Origin of the sequence: Massilia sp. YIM B02763 (assembly GCF_030412015.1) — a bacterium.
Classification (GTDB): Bacteria; Pseudomonadota; Gammaproteobacteria; order Burkholderiales; family Burkholderiaceae_D; genus Telluria.
Map to the genome: position 1 here is coordinate 52,252 of NZ_JASNRD010000023.1, position 15,622 is coordinate 67,873.

Here is a 15,622-nt window from a genome sequence, read left to right on the forward strand (position 1 = left end):
CAATCAGTTAAAATTTACCGCTTGAACAGCCTAGACCAACACCACTTTGTTGTTATTTTGCTTCTTGTTGTCGGTAAAACTTTTCATGCAGCAAGATTGACGGGATCGCGAATTATACCAAAGTATGGGGTCCTACAACCGTTTTAGTCCTACTCCTACAAGATTTTTATGACCTCCGCAGAAACATCTGGTAATGCACAAATGACAAGTGCAGCCGCGCCTCTTCCCCTGTCTGACGCTGTAAAAGAAGCGCTTGCGATTACCAAACGCGGCGTCGACGAACTGCTGATCGAAGCCGAATTCGCCCAGAAACTGGCCCGTTCGGAAAAGACCGGCACCCCGCTGCGCATCAAGCTGGGCCTGGACCCGACCGCCCCGGACCTGCACCTGGGCCACACCGTGGTGCTGAACAAGCTGCGCCAGCTGCAGGACCTGGGCCACCAGGTGATCTTCCTGATCGGCGACTTCACGTCGATGATCGGCGACCCGTCGGGCCGCAACGTCACGCGTCCGCCGCTGACCCGCGAGCAGGTCGAGGCGAATGCGATGACTTATTTCAAGCAGGCCTCCCTGGTGCTCGACGCCGAGCGCACCGAGATCCGCTACAACTCCGAATGGTGCGATCCGCTGGGCGCCCGCGGCATGATCCAGCTGGCCTCGCGCTACACCGTGGCCCGCATGATGGAACGCGACGACTTCACCAAGCGCTACAAGAGTGGGACTCCGATCTCGGTGCATGAGTTCCTCTACCCTTTGATGCAAGGCTATGATTCCGTGGCTTTGAAAGCGGACCTTGAGCTAGGTGGAACGGATCAGAAATTCAACCTGCTGGTCGGCCGCGAGTTGCAGAAAGACTACGGCCAGGAGCCGCAATGCATCCTCACGATGCCGCTGCTGGAGGGCCTGGACGGCGTCGACAAGATGTCCAAGTCGAAGAACAACTACATCGGCATCACCGAGCCGGCCAACACCATGTTCGGCAAGCTGATGAGCATCTCCGACGTGATGATGTGGAAGTACTACGAGCTGCTGTCGTTCCGCTCGCTGCAGGACCTGGCCGCGCTGAAGGCCGAGGTCGAGGGCGGCAAAAACCCGCGCGACGCGAAGGTCGCGCTGGCCCAGGAAATCGTCGCCCGCTTCCACTCGCAGCAGGCGGCCGAGGATGCGCTGGCCGACTTCGTCAACCGCTCCAAGGGCGGCATCCCGGACGACGTGCCGGAAGTGGCCGTCTCGGGTGCGCCGCTGGGCCTGGCCCAATTGCTGCGCCAGACCGGCTTGTGCGCGTCCAGCTCGGAAGCCATGCGCATGGTCGACCAGGGCGGCGTGCGCATCGACGGCGCCGTTGTGTCGGACAAGGCGCTGCAGGTCCAGGCCGGCACGTTCGTCCTGCAGGTCGGCAAGCGCAAGTTCGCCCGCGTGACCTTGAGCGCATGATCGGCCTGCTGCAACGGGTGACGCAGGCCAGCGTCACCGTCGGCGGCGAGGTCGTCGGCGCGATCGGGCCGGGCCTGATGGTGCTCGTGTGCGCCGAGAAGGGCGACACCGAGCGCGAAGCCGACGCCTTGCTGGCGAAGCTGCTCGGCTACCGCGTGTTCTCCGACGAGGCCGGCAAGATGAACCGCAGCGTCGTCGACGTCGCCGGTGGCCTGCTGCTGGTGCCGCAGTTCACGCTGGCCGCCGACACCCGTTCCGGCACCCGCCCGTCGTTTTCCCCCGCCGCCGCCCCCGAGGACGGCCGCCGCCTGTTCGACCATGCCGTGCGCCGCGCGCGCGAACGCCACGCTATCGTCGAGACCGGCCGCTTCGGCGCCGACATGCAGGTGGCCCTGGTCAACGACGGACCGGTGACCTTCTGGCTGCGCATTGATCCACCCAGGCCGGCCAGCTGAATGCATGAAACTGCGCCGCCGGGCGCGGGTCATATGGGCCGGGTGGCAGGAGACACGATCATGAAAATCTGGAGCGATTCCTTTACCGAAGGCGACATGATTCCGCCGCGCTGTGCGTTCGCGGAAATGGATCCGGACAGCCATGTGCGGCTGTCGAGCAACCGCAGCCCCCACATCGCGTGGGACGACGTGCCGGCAGGTACCCAGTCGCTGCTGCTGCTGGCGCACGACCTCGACGTGCCCGCCGTCGGCACGGACGTCAACCAGGAAGGGCGCACGGTCGCCGACGCCGTGCCGCGCCAGGACTTCTACCATTGGGTGCTGGCCGACATTCCCGTCTGCCTGGAGTCCTTCGGCGAGGGCCTGTTCTCGGACATGGTCACCCCGGGCGGGAAAGCCGGGCCGCTGGTGCCGTTCACGATCAAGAACGGCACCGAGCACCAGCTGCGCCACGGCGTCAACGACTATACGGGCTGGTTCGCGAACGACCCGGACATGGCCGGCGAGTACTTCGGCTACGACGGCCCGTGCCCGCCCTGGAACGACGAGCGCGTGCACACCTATGTCTTCACGCTGTACGCGCTCGACATCCCGCGCCTGCCGCTGGACGGCCGCTTCACCGGGCAGGAGGCGCGCCTGGCGATCACCGGCCACATCCTCGACGAGGCGCGCATCTTCGGCATCTATACGCTGAACCCCGGCACGGTCCCGGACCTGATCGGGCAACCTTCCTGACGCATGACCATCGATACCAACGCCGCCCCCACCGACATCCTCCTGATCCGCCACGGCGAAACCGCCTGGAACGCCGAACGCCGCCTGCAGGGCCACCTCGACATCCCGCTGAACGCGGAAGGCGAGCGCCAGGCCGCCCTGCTGGCGGCGGCGCTGGCCGCCGAGTCCATCGACGCCGTCGTTTCCAGCGACCTGATGCGTGCACGCCAGACGGCCCAGGCCGTGGCCGACATCAAGGGCTTGCCGCTGCGCCAGGACGCGCAATTGCGCGAGCGCGGCTACGGCGGCTTCGAGGGCTTGCTGTACAGCGAGATCGAGCAGCGCTTCCCGCGCGAGTTCGCCGCCTGGCAGGCGCGCGACGTCGACGCTTCCCTGCCGGCCGGGCGCAACACGGCGGAGACCTTCCGCGCCTTCTTTGCCCGCTGCACCGGCGCCATCCTGCGCCTGGCCGCGGCCAGCCCGGGCACGACGCTGGCCCTGGTCGCCCACGGCGGCGTGCTGGAATGCGCCTACCGCCTGGCGCGCGGCTTGCCGCTGGACACGCCGCGCGACTTCAAGGTCTATAACGCCAGCATCAACCGCTTCCGCTATCACCCGTCGGATGGCCGCCTCGAACTGTGCAGCTGGGGCGAGGTCGAACACCTGCGTCCGGCCGTGCTCGACGAATTGCCCTGAGCCGGACCGCGATGAGCACGGACGCCGTGAGCACGGACGCCGTGAGCACGGACGCCCCGTTTTGCAAGCCCACTTATGTCATGTGCGCAACAGCTCGCAAAAAATAGTGCTGAGAAATTAAGCAGCACTTCGGGTAAAATAGCGAGTTCCCGATCTTTCCCGTGATTTTCTGCCGTGCAAATTGGTCCCTATACGCTGCGCAATAACGTGTTCGTCGCCCCGATGGCCGGGGTGACGGACCGGCCGTTCCGCCAGCTCTGCAAGCAGCTCGGCGCCGGCTACGCGGTGTCGGAAATGGCGGCGTCGAACCCGCGCCTGTGGGCCAGCGAAAAATCGGCGCGCCGCACCGACCACGAAGGCGAGATGGAGCCCAAGGCCGTGCAAATCGCCGGCGCCGACCCGCACGACCTGGCCGAATGCGCCAAGTTCAACGTCGAGCGCGGCGCCCAGATCATCGACATCAATATGGGCTGCCCGGTCAAGAAGGTCTGCAACAACTGGTGCGGCTCCGCGCTGCTGCAGCACGAAGACCTGGTGCAGCGCATCCTCGAATCCGTGGTGGGTGCCGTCGACGTGCCCGTCACGCTGAAGTTCCGCACCGGCTGGGACCGCGAAAACAAGAATGCCCTGACCATCGCCCGCATGGCCGAGCAGGCCGGCATCGCCATGCTGACGCTGCACGGCCGCACGCGCGCCGACGGCTACAAGGGCGACGCCGAGTACGACACGATCAAGGCGGTGAAGGCGGCCGTCTCGATTCCCGTCGTCGCCAACGGCGACATCACGACGCCGGAAAAGGCCAAGTTCGTGCTCGACTACACGGGCGCCGACGCCGTCATGATCGGCCGCGCCGCCCAGGGCCGTCCCTGGATCTGCCGCGAGATCGACCATTACCTGCGCACGGGCGAACTGCTGCCCGCGCCCCTGGTCGAGGAAGTGCGCGGCCTGATGAACGAACACCTGCCTGCCCACTACGCGTTCTACGGCGAATTCCTGGGCGTGCGCACGGCGCGCAAGCACATCGGCTGGTATGTCGAGGACTTGCCGGGCGGCGAAGAATTCCGCCAGCGCATGAACCGGATGGAGTCGACCGCCGAGCAATTGGCGGCCGTGGATGAATTTTTCAAATCGCAACGCCAGTTCGGCGAGCGGTTACAATACCGGCCCGCACAAACGACCGACGAGCTGATCGCTGCCTGAACCCGCAGCAGAGAACAAGAAGAACATTCGGAGACGGACGCTGCCACAAGCAGCTTTTAACCAGGATAAAGCAGGAAAATGAGCAAAGAAAGTATCCAGGAAGTCGTTCAGAAAAGCCTCGAAGACTATTTCAACGACCTGGGCGAGCAAAAACCGTCGAACATCTACGACATGATGCTCCTGACCGTCGAAAAACCGATCCTGCAAGTGGTGATGACGCGCGCCGAAGGCAACCAATCGCACGCGGCGCAGATGCTGGGCATCAACCGCAACACCCTGCGCAAGAAACTGCAGGAGCACGGGCTGCTCTAAGCCGCTGGCGGGAGGCCGCGGCGTGCCGGATCGCGTCGAACGCTGCCTCCTCGATGTCCGCGTTCAACCGAATTTTCATCAACAGGCACTCCCATGATCAAACAAGCTCTCATCTCCGTCTCCGACAAGACCGGCGTGCTCGATTTCGCGCGCTCGCTGTCCGCGCTCGGCGTGAACATCCTGTCCACCGGCGGCACCGCCAAGCTGCTGCAGGATAACGGCGTGCCGGTGACCGAAGTCGCCGACTACACCGGTTTCCCGGAAATGCTGGACGGCCGCGTCAAGACGCTGCACCCGAAGGTCCACGGCGGCATCCTGGCCCGTCGCGACCTGCCGGAGCATGTCGCCAAACTGGAAGAGCACGGCATTCCGCAGATCGACATGGTGGTGGTCAACCTGTACCCGTTCCAGCAGACCGTGGCCAAGGAGCAGTGCTCGCTGGAAGACGCGATCGAGAACATCGACATCGGCGGCCCGACCATGCTGCGTTCGGCGGCCAAGAACCACCGCGACGTCGTCGTCATCGTCGACCCGGCCGACTACGGTCCGGTGCTGGCCGAGATGAAGGGCACCGGCGAGGTGGCCGGCAACGTCGGCTACGACACCAAGTACCGCCTGGCCAAGAAAGTGTTCGCGCACACCGCGCAATACGACAGCGCCATCACCAACTACCTCACCAGCCTGGGCGAGGACCGCGAGCACACCACCCGCGCCGCCTACCCGCAGACGCTGAACCTGCACTTCGAAAAAGTCCAGGACATGCGCTACGGCGAGAACCCGCACCAGAGCGCCGCGTTCTACCGCGACCTGGTCCCGGCCGCCGGCAGCCTGGCGAACTACCGCCAGCTGCAGGGCAAGGAACTGTCGTACAACAACATCGCCGATGCCGACGCGGCCTGGGAATGCGTCAAATCGCTGGGTGGCTTCGAGCAGCCGGCCGGCTGCGTCATCATCAAGCACGCGAACCCGTGCGGCGTGGCGATCGGCGCCGATGCGCTGGACGCCTACCAGCGCGCGCTCAAGACCGACCCGACCTCGGCCTTCGGCGGCATCATCGCTTTCAACGTGCCGGTCGACGGCCGCGCCGCCGAAGCGATCGCCAAGCTGTTCGTTGAAGTCGTGATCGCTCCGGCATTTACCGCCGAAGCGCTGACCATCATGGCGGCCAAGCAGAACGTGCGCCTGCTGGAAATCGCGCTTGGCGACGGCCAGAACCTGTTCGACGTCAAGCGCGTCGGCGGCGGCCTGCTGGTGCAATCGCCGGATGCGAAGGACGTGGCGCTGGCCGACCTGCGCGTCGTCAGCAAGAAGCAGCCGACCCCGCAGCAGCTGCAGGACCTGATGTTCGCCTGGCGCGTGGCCAAGTACGTCAAGTCGAACGCCATCGTGTTCTGCGGCGGCGGCATGACCCTGGGCGTCGGCGCCGGCCAGATGAGCCGCATCGACTCCGCCCGCATCGCCTCGATCAAGGCCCAGAACGCGGGCCTGTCGCTGGCCGGTTCGGCGGTGGCGTCGGATGCTTTCTTCCCGTTCCGCGACGGCCTGGACGTCGTCGTCGACGCGGGCGCGACCTGCGTGATCCATCCGGGCGGCTCGATGCGCGACCAGGAAGTGATCGACGCGGCGGACGAGCGCGGCGTGGTGATGCTCTATACTGGTACGCGCCACTTCCGTCATTGATGTAGTTGCCGGCATAGCGCCGGTCACGGTAGGGTGGACGGCTCTGCCGTCCACGCGTTCAACATATGGCGCCGTATTCGTGAACGACGGATCGGATGGCACGTATCTTCGTGAACGACGGATCGGATGGCACGTATCTTCGTGAACGACGGATCGGATGGCACGTATCACCGCGTGGACGGCGAAGCCGTCCACCCTACGGCCAAGGCAACGATGTTGCCTCGGCCTGTGTTTTTAGACAGTATTTTTCCCACGAAACACCTGCGCCGGTATAACATTCGATAATGATTATCCTCGGCATCGACCCGGGCCTGCGCACGACGGGCTTCGGCGTCATCGAAAAGCAGGGCAACCGCCTGCGCTACATCGCTTCCGGCACCATCAAGACGGGCACGGAAGGGGCGCTGCCGCCGCGCCTGAAAGTGATCCTGGCGGGCGTCAGCGAAATCGTCGCGACCTACCAGCCGGCCTGCGCGGCCATCGAAAAAGTCTTCGTCAACGTCAATCCGCAATCCACGCTGCTGCTGGGCCAGGCGCGCGGCGCCGCCATCACGGCCCTCGTGGGCGCCGACCTGGACGTGGCCGAGTACACGCCCACCCAGGTCAAGCAGGCCGTCGTCGGCACGGGCAAGGCCGTCAAGGCGCAGGTGCAGGACATGGTCGCGCGCCTGCTGAAGCTGCCGGGCTTGCCGGGCACGGACGCCGCCGACGCCCTCGGCATCGCGATCTGCCATGCCAACACCCATGACACGCTGGGCCTGGTCGGCGCGCTGGCGCCGGCCAATCCGAAGAAGCCGACGCTGCACATGAAGCGCGGCCGCCTGGTGTAACGCCATCCATCCATTGAAAGGTCACCGATGATCGGTCGTCTGTCCGGAATCCTGTTGGAAAAGAATCCGCCGCAAGTCCTCGTCGATTGCAACGGCGTCGGCTACGAGGTCGATGTGCCGATGAGCACGTTCTACAACCTGCCGCACACGGGCGAGAAGGTGACGCTGTTCATCCACTACGTGGTGCGCGAGGATGCGCACCTGCTGTTCGGCTTCGGCACGCACGGCGACCGCGCCGTGTTCCGCCAGCTGATCAAGATCACCGGCATCGGCGCGCGCATGGCGCTGTCGATCCTGTCCGGCATGACCGTGGCGGATCTCGCGCAGGCCGTCACGCTGCAGGAGGCGGGACGCCTCGTCAAGGTGCCGGGCATCGGCAAGAAGACGGCCGAGCGCCTGCTGCTGGAACTGAAGGGCAAGCTGGGCGCGGACATCGGCGTGGTCGGCGGCGCCCCGCGCGACGATGCCCAGGCAGACGTGCTCAATGCGCTGCTGGCTTTGGGGTATTCTGACAAGGAAGCGCTGATCGCCACCAAGAACATGCCGGCGGGTACCAGCGTGTCGGATGGCATCAAGCTGGCATTGAAGGCCCTTTCGAAAGCGTAAAACACCACCGTCGTCCCCGCGCAGGCGGGGACCCAATTTTGCATACGCTGTCGCGACGCTTGAAACTTGGGTCCCTGCCTGCGCAGGGACGACGGTGATACGGAACTAGCAATGAGCATCCAGACCGACAATTTCACCGAACAGCGCGTCATCGACGCCGCCCCCGCTTCGCCCAACGAAGAGGCGATCGAACGCGCGCTGCGGCCCAAGCATCTCGAAGAATACGTCGGCCAGGAAAAGATCCGCGACCAGCTCGAGATCTTCATCCACGCCGCGCGCAAGCGCCAGGAAGCCCTCGACCACACGCTGCTGTTCGGTCCGCCGGGCCTGGGCAAGACGACGCTGGCGCACATCATCGCGCGCGAGATGGGCGTGAACCTGCGCCAGACCTCGGGCCCCGTGCTGGAGCGCCCGGGCGACCTGGCCGCGCTGCTGACGAACCTGGAGGCCAACGACGTCCTGTTCATCGACGAGATCCACCGCCTGTCGCCCGTGGTCGAGGAAATCCTGTACCCGGCGCTGGAGGACTACCAGATCGACATCATGATCGGCGAAGGCCCGGCCGCACGCTCCGTCAAACTGGACCTGCAGCCGTTCACCCTCGTCGGGGCCACCACGCGCGCCGGCATGCTGACTAATCCGCTGCGCGACCGCTTCGGCATCGTCGCGCGCCTGGAGTTCTACAACGTCGAGGAACTGACCAAGATCGTCGCCCGCAGCGCCGCGCTGCTCGACGCGCCCATCAACGAGGAGGGCGCGCGCGAAGTCGCCAAGCGCGCGCGCGGCACGCCGCGTATCGCCAACCGCCTGCTGCGCCGCGTGCGCGACTATGCGGAAGTGAAGGGCAACGGAGAAATCACCAAGGACATGGCCGACCGCGCGCTGCGCATGCTCGACGTCGACACGGTCGGCTTCGACGTGATGGACCGCAAGCTGCTGGAAGCCGTGCTGTTCAAGTTCGCCGGTGGCCCCGTGGGCATCGGCAACCTGGCGGCGGCGATCGGCGAGGCGGCCGACACCATCGAGGACGTGCTGGAACCGTATTTGATCCAGCAGGGCTATCTGCAGCGCACGCCGCGCGGCCGCATCGCCACGCCGCTCGCGTATAAACACTTCGGCGTCGCCGCGCCCCGCATCAGCCCGACTGGCGACTTGTGGGACAACCTGCCGCCGGGTTGATCGCCATGCAGATCTGGGTCGACGCCGACGCCTGTCCGGCCGTCATCAAGGACATCCTGTTCCGCGTGGCCGACCGGCTCGAGCTGCAGGTGACGCTGGTCGCGAACCAGCTGATCCGCGTGCCCGGTTCGCGCTTCATCCGCGCGCTGCAGGTGCCCAGCGGCGCCGACGTGGCCGATACGGAGATCGTCGAACGGCTGGCGCCGGGCGACCTGGTGATCACCGGCGACATCCCGCTGGCGGCACGCGTGCTGGAGAAGGGCGGCGACGCGCTGAACCCGCGCGGCGAGTTCTACACCAAGGACAATATTGCCCAGCAATTGACGATGCGCGCCTTCATGGAAGAACTGCGCAGCGGCGGCGTCGACACGGGCGGACCGGCCGCCTTCAGCCAGGCCGACCGCCAGCGCTTCGGCAATGCGCTGGACCGGCACCTGGCGCGCCGGCCGCGCCCGCGACCATCCGCATGATATCCGTCGTCCCGGCGCAGGCCGGGACCCAATTCATGCGCAAGCCGGCAGCGTATCGAACTTGGGTCCCGGCCTGCGCCGGGACGACGAGCCACGATCAGCAGCGTTACTCCTGACGCAGCCACATCTGCGAGCGGCCCAGCATCGGCATGCCGATGTAGCCGCGCACTTCCAGCTTCTTGCCGCCGTCGCGCACGGTCAGCTTGCTCTTGTAGACCTTGCCGTTCTTCGGGTCGAGGATCTGGCCGCCGTTGTATTCGTCGCCGTCCTTCTTGAGCCCCTCCAGGATCGTCATGCCGACGATCGGCTGGTCCTTGCGCGCATCCGTGCACAGCACGCATTTCGGGTTCTGGTCTTCTTCCGGCGTGCGGAACAGTTTTTCGATCTTGCCCTGCAAGACGCCGCCGTTCTCGGTGATGCGGATCAGGGCGCTCGGCTTGCCGGAGGCGTCGTCGATGCTCTTCCACAGGCCGGCAGGGGAGTCCTGGGCGAAGGCGAGCGGGGCGGCGAAGGCGGCGGCAAGCAGGGAAGCGGTAACGAAGGTGCGCATGGCGGTCTCCAATGACGTTGTTGTGGCGCCAGTGTAGCAAATCGAACGGTCGTTCGCTTAACTTCCTCCGGCGCCCGTCACCTCAGGCTTCCTGGCGGAACACCGGCGGCGCGACCGGCCGCGCCAGCGCTTCCTTGCCGCCGAACGTCTTCGGCATGTCGTAGCGCAGGCCGGCGGCTTCCCAGCGGCGCAGGAATTCCTCGATCACCTCGGGGTGGCTGCCCAGGTGCAGGCGCACGAACGGCACCTGCGCCGTCTGGTTGAACAGCGAGGCCGATACCAGCGTGCCGGTGGCGAAGAACAAATCGTCGCGGAAGCGGTCGATGCCGCCGTCGGTCTGCTGGTACACGGGCGGGATCTCGATCAGCATGTACGAGGTCGACGGGCCGGCGCAGATGCCGGCCGCCTGCCAGCCCATGCGTTCCAGCAGGCAAGTGCGCACCAGGTCCTTCTGGCGGGTGTAGAACAGGCCCGTCTCGATGGTCCAGTCGGCCGCTTCCGGCGTGGCCAGCCAGGCGCACATGAGCTCGGCGTTATGGGTATTCGTGTGGTAGCGGTTGATCCACGATTCGCGGCTCAGCTGGCGCAGCATCGTCGGCGACGTGGTGATGGCGGCGACGCCCATCGTATTGCACGAGAACTGCTTGCCGAACGGACGCGTGGCCACCCAGCGCCCGAACATGCCGGAACGGACCAGGTCGTTGTCGCCGCCGTTGACGTCGAAGGCGTCGAGCACGGCTTTCAGGTGGTTCACGACGGGCACGCGCGGGTCGTGCACGCAGTAGTAGGCATCGTCCAGCAGCAGGTGGCCGCCCTGGTCGGCGACCAGCGCCAGCAGGTATTGCGTCACCTCGACCGGCCACTGCATGCCGGTCGGGTTGTGCTGCGGGTTGCTCACGGTCATGGCGATGCGGCGGTTGCCGTCGGCCAGGGTGGCGCGCACGATGCGGTCCCATTCGCCCAGGTCGGGCAGCCAGCCGTTCTTCGGCCCCAGCGGCAGGAACACGATCTCGAAGCCGACGTCCTTGAAGATGCCGCGGTAGTCCCAGGAGGGCGTCGGCACCAGCGCCACGGGCGTCTTGCCGGGGAACTGTTCCTTGGAGTGGCGCAGCGCCACCTTCGCCATGTCGTACATCGCCATGCGGGTCGTCATCGCCAGGCAGCCGACGTCGATGTCCAGGCCGGCGGCCGGCTTGCGCTGGCCCAGGTGGTGTTCGTTCACGATCAGGCGGCGCATGAAGTTGCGGTGGCGCTGGATGCCGTAGCCGGATTCGGCATAGCCCATGTCGCTGCGCTCGAACTGGAAGGCGTTGATGAATTCGAGGAACTTGGGGCTGACGCCGTTCCAGTGCTCGCCTTTCACCGCGTACAGCACGGGCCCGTGCGGCGCCCCGGCCTGCATGTAGGCGTGGTACAGCACCTGTTCGGGCGAGCATTGGCGCATTTCCTCGGAATCGTTGTGCAGGTGGTCCGCGGCCGCCTTGATGTGGCTGCGCAGGTGCGGCGTGTAGGTCGGGACCGTGGGGCGTTCGAGGGCTTGGCTGAGTTGCGTCATGGGTGTCTCCGAATGGACATGTCGGGAAAAACTTTACCCAGTGTAATTAATTGGTTTCGGAACAGACGCACGGTTGAACGGCCGAGGCAGGCATGACACGGTGCGGCGCGTGCGGCGCCCAAAAAAAAGCCGCGCCGGGCAAAGGCCCGGCGCGGCTTTTCAAACTGCGGCTGGCGGCGTCAGGCCGCCGGCAGCTTCGCGAACTGCTCGTTCAGCTTGACCAGCGTGGCGCTGAAGTTCTCCACGCGCTCGCGCTCCTGCGCGACCACGGCGGCCGGGGCGCGCGCGACGAAGCTCTCGCTCGACAGCTTGCCGTTGGCCTTGGCGATCTCGCCTTCGATGCGCGCGATTTCCTTCTTCAGGCGCTCGCGCTCGGCGGCGACGTCGATCTCGACCTTCAGCATCAGCTTCGTGGTGCCGACGATGGCGACGGCGGCCGGCGAGTCCGGGAGGGCGTCGACGATCTGCACTTCCGACAGCTTGCCCAGCAGCTGGACGTAGGGTGCGAAGCCCTGCGCCGCGGCGCGGTCGGCGTCGCCGTGCGGTTCGACGATCAGCGGCACGCGCACCGACGGGGCCAGCTTCATTTCGCCGCGCAGGTTGCGGGTGGCGTCGGTGAAGCGCTTGAAGTTGTCCATCCAGGCTTCCGCGTCCGCGTCGATCAGCGACTCGTCGGCGATCGGGTACGGCTGCAGCATGATGGTGTCGCCCGTCTTGCCCGCCAGCGGCGCCACGGCCTGCCACAGTGCCTCGGTGACGAACGGGATGACCGGGTGCGCCAGGCGCAGGATCACTTCCAGCACGCGCAGCAGCGTGTGGCGGGTGGCGCGCTGCTGGGCTTCCGTGCCTTGCTGGACCTGGACCTTCGCCAGTTCCAGGTACCAGTCGCAGTACTCGTCCCAGACGAACTTGTAGATGGCGGACGCGATATTGTCGAAGCGGTAGTCGGCGAAGCCCTTCGCGACTTCCAGCTCGACGCGGTTCATCAGCGAGATGATCCAGCGGTCCGCTTGCGACAGGTCTTCCGGCTTCGGCTGGCTGCAATCCTTGCCTTCCGTGTTCATCATCACGAAGCGGGTCGCGTTCCACAGCTTGTTGCAGAAGTTGCGGTAGCCTTCGGCGCGGCCCAGGTCGAAGTTGATGTTGCGGCCCAGCGAGGCGTAGCTGGCCATCGTGAAGCGCACGGCGTCGGTGCCGAAGGCCGGGATCCCTTCCGGGAATTCCTTGCGCGTGGCTTTCGCGATCTTCTCGGCGGCGCGCGGGTCCATCAGGCCCGTGGTGCGCTTGGCCACCAGCGACTCGACGTCGATGCCGTCGATCAGGTCGATCGGGTCGAGGGTATTGCCCTTCGACTTCGACATCTTCTGGCCCGAGGAATCGCGCACCAGGCCGTGCACGTAGACGGTCTTGAACGGCACCTTGTTCGTGAAGTGCGCCGTCATCATGACCATGCGAGCGACCCAGAAGAAGATGATGTCGAAACCCGTCACCAGCACGGACGAGGGCAGGAACATGTCCATGTCCTTCGTCTGTTCCGGCCAGCCCATGGTCGAGAACGGGACCAGCGCCGACGAGAACCAGGTGTCCAGCACGTCGTCGTCGCGGCGCAATGCACCGGTGACGCCGGCCGCAAGCGCTTGCGCCTTCGCGTCTTCCTCGCTGCGGGCGACGAAGATCTGGCCTTCCGGACCGTACCAGGCCGGGATGCGGTGGCCCCACCACAGCTGGCGCGAGATGCACCAGTCCTGGATGTTGCCCAGCCACTGGTTGTAGGTCGTGGACCAGTTCTCGGGCACGAACTTGATCTCGCCGCTGGCGACTTTTTCCAGTGCGACTTCCGTGATCGACTTGCCCGTATTGAAGGTGCCTTCCGGCGCCGGCTTGCTCATGGCGACGAACCACTGGTCCGTCAGCATCGGCTCGATGACGACGCCCGTGCGGTCGCCGCGCGGCACCATCAGCTTGTGCGGCTTCACTTGTTCCAGCAGGCCTTGCGCTTCCAGGTCGGCGACGATCCGCTTGCGCGCGGCAAAGCGGTCCAGGCCGCGGTAGGCTTCCGGCGCGTCGTCGACGATCTTGGCGTCGAGCGTCATGATCGACAGCATCGGCAGGTTGTGGCGCTGGCCGACGGCGTAGTCGTTGAAGTCGTGCGCCGGCGTGATCTTCACGCAGCCGGTGCCGAAGGCTTTATCGACGTAGCTGTCCGCGATGATCGGGATCTCGCGGCCGACCAGCGGCAGCGTGAGCATCTTGCCGACCAGCGCGGTGTAGCGCTCGTCGGTCGGGTCGACGGCGACGGCGACGTCGCCCAGCATCGTTTCCGGGCGCGTCGTGGCGACGGTCAGGTGGCCCGAGCCGTCGGCCAGCGGGTACTGGATGTACCACATCGAGCCGTCTTCTTCCTGCGAGTCGACTTCCAGGTCCGAGACGGCGGTGCCCAGCACCGGGTCCCAGTTCACGAGGCGCTTGCCGCGGTAGATCAGGCCCTGTTCGAACAGGCGCACGAACACTTCCGCGACGATCTTCGTGCGCGGCTCGTCCATCGTGAAGTATTCGCGGTTCCAGTCGGCGGAGGCGCCCAGGCGGCGCATCTGGCCGGTGATGGTGCTGCCCGACTTCTCTTTCCACTCCCAGACTTTCTCGATGAATTTCTCGCGGCCGAGGTCGTGGCGCGAGATCTTCTGCGCGTCCAGCTGGCGCTCGACGACGATCTGGGTCGCGATGCCGGCGTGGTCCGTGCCCGGGACCCAGGCGGTGTTGAAGCCACGCATGCGGTAGTAGCGGGTCAGGCCATCCATCACGGTCTGGTTGAAGGCGTGGCCCATGTGCAGGGTGCCCGTCACGTTCGGCGGAGGCAGCTGGATGCTGAACGACGGCTTGCCCTCATCCATCGTGGCGGCGAAGTAGCCGCGCTGTTCCCATTCCGTGCGCCAGAACTGTTCGATGTCGGCTGGCTCGAAAGACTTTGCTAATTCCATGATGTGGCTTGTATTCGGTTTATTGGAGTTCGGCGAAACGGCCATTATAGATGACGGCCGGTCAACTGCGATGGCGCCGTGCCGGTTTTTGTAGCACGGTCGTTCGGCAAATATTTGTTGCGTGGAAACATTTTTGATGGCGGAAGGTAGCTGTGCGTGATATATTTTTGGTCAACTAACGACGGCCGCAGGAGTGCTTGCCGTTGTCATCCTTTCATTTCGTCGCCCAAGCACACTGCCGATGAGTTCTTCAGCTTCCTCCCGCCGCCTGATCCTGCTGGTCGATGACGACCCGGTCATGCTGGAATTCCTGTCCACCGTGGTGCGCCATGCCGGCTACGACACCATCGAAGCCGCGTCCGCGCCGGAGGCGCTGCAGCGCATCGCCGAACGCGAGGCCGACATCGCGCTCGCGCTGCTGGACATCAGCATGCCCGGCATGTCCGGCCTCGACCTGGCGCGCCGCCTGCGCGACCATACGGGCGTCGCCTTCATGTTCCTGTCGGCCGTCGACGATGCCGAGACGGCGCGCCAGGCCGCCACCCATGGCGCCGTCGGCTTCCTCGTCAAGCCGATCGACGCCACGCACCTGCTGCCGGCGCTGGAATCCGCGCTGGCGCGCGCCGACGAGATCCGCCAGCTGCGCCGTACCGAGGTCAACCTGAATGCCGCACTGGCCGCCGGCCGCGAGACGAGCCTGGCCGTGGGCCTGCTGATGGCGCGCTTCCAGACCGACCGCAACACGGCCTTCGAAGTGCTGCGCGACCACGCGCGCTCGAGCCGGCGCAAGATCAACGAGGTGGCCGAGCAGATGGTGGCGGCGGAAGAGCTGCTCAACAGCCTGCACGCGGCGTTTGCGGCGCGGCTGCGGAGCAAGTAAAAGCAAACGCAAACGCAAACGCAAACGCAAACGCAACAACACCGTCGCCCCTGCGCAGGTGAACTGACCCAGAGAAGTTAGAC

Annotated in this window: 15 protein-coding genes; 12 read left to right on the plus strand and 3 right to left on the minus strand. The window is 65.6% G+C overall.

From position 1 onward, the window contains the following. Nucleotides 1-201: 201 nt before the first annotated feature. The 11 genes from tyrS (at nt 202) to QPK32_RS22670 (ending at nt 9,576) form a co-directional block, all read left to right on the plus strand. The gene (gene tyrS, locus QPK32_RS22620) at nt 202-1,434 is read left to right on the plus strand and encodes a tyrosine--tRNA ligase (RefSeq protein ID WP_290415039.1); all 1,233 of its coding nucleotides are present in this window, start codon (nt 202-204) and stop codon (nt 1,432-1,434) included. Beyond that, nucleotides 1,431-1,889 carry a D-aminoacyl-tRNA deacylase gene (gene dtd / locus QPK32_RS22625; protein WP_290415040.1) on the plus strand — a complete coding sequence of 153 codons (459 nt, stop codon included), beginning with the start codon at nt 1,431-1,433 and terminating at the stop codon, nt 1,887-1,889. Before tyrS ends, dtd begins: the two co-directional genes overlap by 4 nt. 60 nt (nt 1,890-1,949) lie before the next feature. Next, nucleotides 1,950-2,624, plus strand: a complete 675-nt coding sequence (locus QPK32_RS22630) for a YbhB/YbcL family Raf kinase inhibitor-like protein (RefSeq protein WP_290415041.1) — start codon at nt 1,950-1,952, stop codon at nt 2,622-2,624. Between the two features lie 3 nt (nt 2,625-2,627). Next, the gene (locus QPK32_RS22635) at nt 2,628-3,299 is read left to right on the plus strand and encodes a histidine phosphatase family protein (RefSeq protein WP_290415042.1); all 672 of its coding nucleotides are present in this window, start codon (nt 2,628-2,630) and stop codon (nt 3,297-3,299) included. 174 nt (nt 3,300-3,473) lie between these two features. Continuing rightward, nucleotides 3,474-4,499, plus strand: coding sequence for a tRNA dihydrouridine synthase DusB (gene dusB / locus QPK32_RS22640; protein WP_290415043.1), 1,026 nt, complete (start codon nt 3,474-3,476; stop codon nt 4,497-4,499). Nucleotides 4,500-4,577: 78 nt separating this feature from the next. Next, a complete protein-coding gene (locus tag QPK32_RS22645) occupies nt 4,578-4,811 on the plus strand; it encodes a helix-turn-helix domain-containing protein (RefSeq protein WP_056447956.1) in 234 nt (77 codons plus the stop codon). 93 nt (nt 4,812-4,904) lie between these two features. Next, nucleotides 4,905-6,491: a bifunctional phosphoribosylaminoimidazolecarboxamide formyltransferase/IMP cyclohydrolase gene (gene purH, locus QPK32_RS22650; protein ID WP_290415044.1), complete on the plus strand. Its 1,587-nt coding sequence runs from the start codon at nt 4,905-4,907 to the stop codon at nt 6,489-6,491. 284 nt (nt 6,492-6,775) lie between these two features. Next, nucleotides 6,776-7,321, plus strand: a complete 546-nt coding sequence (ruvC, locus tag QPK32_RS22655; RefSeq protein ID WP_290415045.1) for a crossover junction endodeoxyribonuclease RuvC — start codon at nt 6,776-6,778, stop codon at nt 7,319-7,321. Nucleotides 7,322-7,348: 27 nt separating this feature from the next. Beyond that, the gene (gene ruvA / locus QPK32_RS22660) at nt 7,349-7,927 is read left to right on the plus strand and encodes a Holliday junction branch migration protein RuvA (protein ID WP_290415046.1); all 579 of its coding nucleotides are present in this window, start codon (nt 7,349-7,351) and stop codon (nt 7,925-7,927) included. 111 nt (nt 7,928-8,038) lie between these two features. Beyond that, complete coding sequence (gene ruvB / locus QPK32_RS22665) at nt 8,039-9,106, plus strand: Holliday junction branch migration DNA helicase RuvB (RefSeq protein ID WP_290415047.1); 1,068 nt, start codon at nt 8,039-8,041, stop codon at nt 9,104-9,106. 5 nt (nt 9,107-9,111) lie between these two features. Further along, nucleotides 9,112-9,576, plus strand: a complete 465-nt coding sequence (locus tag QPK32_RS22670; protein ID WP_290415054.1) for a YaiI/YqxD family protein — start codon at nt 9,112-9,114, stop codon at nt 9,574-9,576. Nucleotides 9,577-9,682: 106 nt separating this feature from the next. On the opposite strand, the gene QPK32_RS22675 is transcribed toward QPK32_RS22670, so the two are convergent. The 3 genes from QPK32_RS22675 to QPK32_RS22685 form a co-directional block, all read right to left on the minus strand. Continuing rightward, nucleotides 9,683-10,126: a DUF2147 domain-containing protein gene (locus QPK32_RS22675; RefSeq protein ID WP_290415048.1), complete on the minus strand. Its 444-nt coding sequence runs from the start codon at nt 10,124-10,126 to the stop codon at nt 9,683-9,685. An 82-nt stretch (nt 10,127-10,208) separates the two neighbouring features. Next, complete coding sequence (locus QPK32_RS22680; RefSeq protein ID WP_290415049.1) at nt 10,209-11,681, minus strand: aminotransferase class I/II-fold pyridoxal phosphate-dependent enzyme; 1,473 nt, start codon at nt 11,679-11,681, stop codon at nt 10,209-10,211. Nucleotides 11,682-11,860: 179 nt separating this feature from the next. Beyond that, nucleotides 11,861-14,659, minus strand: a complete 2,799-nt coding sequence (locus QPK32_RS22685; RefSeq protein ID WP_290415050.1) for a valine--tRNA ligase — start codon at nt 14,657-14,659, stop codon at nt 11,861-11,863. Between the two features lie 241 nt (nt 14,660-14,900). On the opposite strand from QPK32_RS22685, the gene QPK32_RS22690 reads away from it, so the two are divergent. After that, nucleotides 14,901-15,539, plus strand: coding sequence for an ANTAR domain-containing response regulator (locus QPK32_RS22690; protein WP_290415051.1), 639 nt, complete (start codon nt 14,901-14,903; stop codon nt 15,537-15,539). The last annotated feature ends 83 nt before the right edge of the window (nt 15,540-15,622 follow it).

Excerpts from the sequence above, each read along its gene's own strand:
- tyrS (WP_290415039.1), top strand. The coding sequence starts at position 202 with ATGACAAGTGCAGCCGCGCCTCTTCCCCTGTCTGACGCTGTAAAAGAA.
- dtd (WP_290415040.1), top strand. The coding sequence starts at position 1,431 with ATGATCGGCCTGCTGCAACGGGTGACGCAGGCCAGCGTCACCGTCGGC.
- QPK32_RS22630 (WP_290415041.1), top strand. The coding sequence starts at position 1,950 with ATGAAAATCTGGAGCGATTCCTTTACCGAAGGCGACATGATTCCGCCG.
- QPK32_RS22635 (WP_290415042.1), top strand. The coding sequence starts at position 2,628 with ATGACCATCGATACCAACGCCGCCCCCACCGACATCCTCCTGATCCGC.
- QPK32_RS22645 (WP_056447956.1), top strand. The coding sequence starts at position 4,578 with ATGAGCAAAGAAAGTATCCAGGAAGTCGTTCAGAAAAGCCTCGAAGAC.
- purH (WP_290415044.1), top strand. The coding sequence starts at position 4,905 with ATGATCAAACAAGCTCTCATCTCCGTCTCCGACAAGACCGGCGTGCTC.
- ruvC (WP_290415045.1), top strand. The coding sequence starts at position 6,776 with ATGATTATCCTCGGCATCGACCCGGGCCTGCGCACGACGGGCTTCGGC.
- ruvA (WP_290415046.1), top strand. The coding sequence starts at position 7,349 with ATGATCGGTCGTCTGTCCGGAATCCTGTTGGAAAAGAATCCGCCGCAA.
- ruvB (WP_290415047.1), top strand. The coding sequence starts at position 8,039 with ATGAGCATCCAGACCGACAATTTCACCGAACAGCGCGTCATCGACGCC.
- QPK32_RS22670 (WP_290415054.1), top strand. The coding sequence starts at position 9,112 with ATGCAGATCTGGGTCGACGCCGACGCCTGTCCGGCCGTCATCAAGGAC.
- QPK32_RS22675 (WP_290415048.1), bottom strand. The coding sequence starts at position 10,126 with ATGCGCACCTTCGTTACCGCTTCCCTGCTTGCCGCCGCCTTCGCCGCC.
- QPK32_RS22680 (WP_290415049.1), bottom strand. The coding sequence starts at position 11,681 with ATGACGCAACTCAGCCAAGCCCTCGAACGCCCCACGGTCCCGACCTAC.
- QPK32_RS22685 (WP_290415050.1), bottom strand. The coding sequence starts at position 14,659 with ATGGAATTAGCAAAGTCTTTCGAGCCAGCCGACATCGAACAGTTCTGG.
- QPK32_RS22690 (WP_290415051.1), top strand. The coding sequence starts at position 14,901 with ATGAGTTCTTCAGCTTCCTCCCGCCGCCTGATCCTGCTGGTCGATGAC.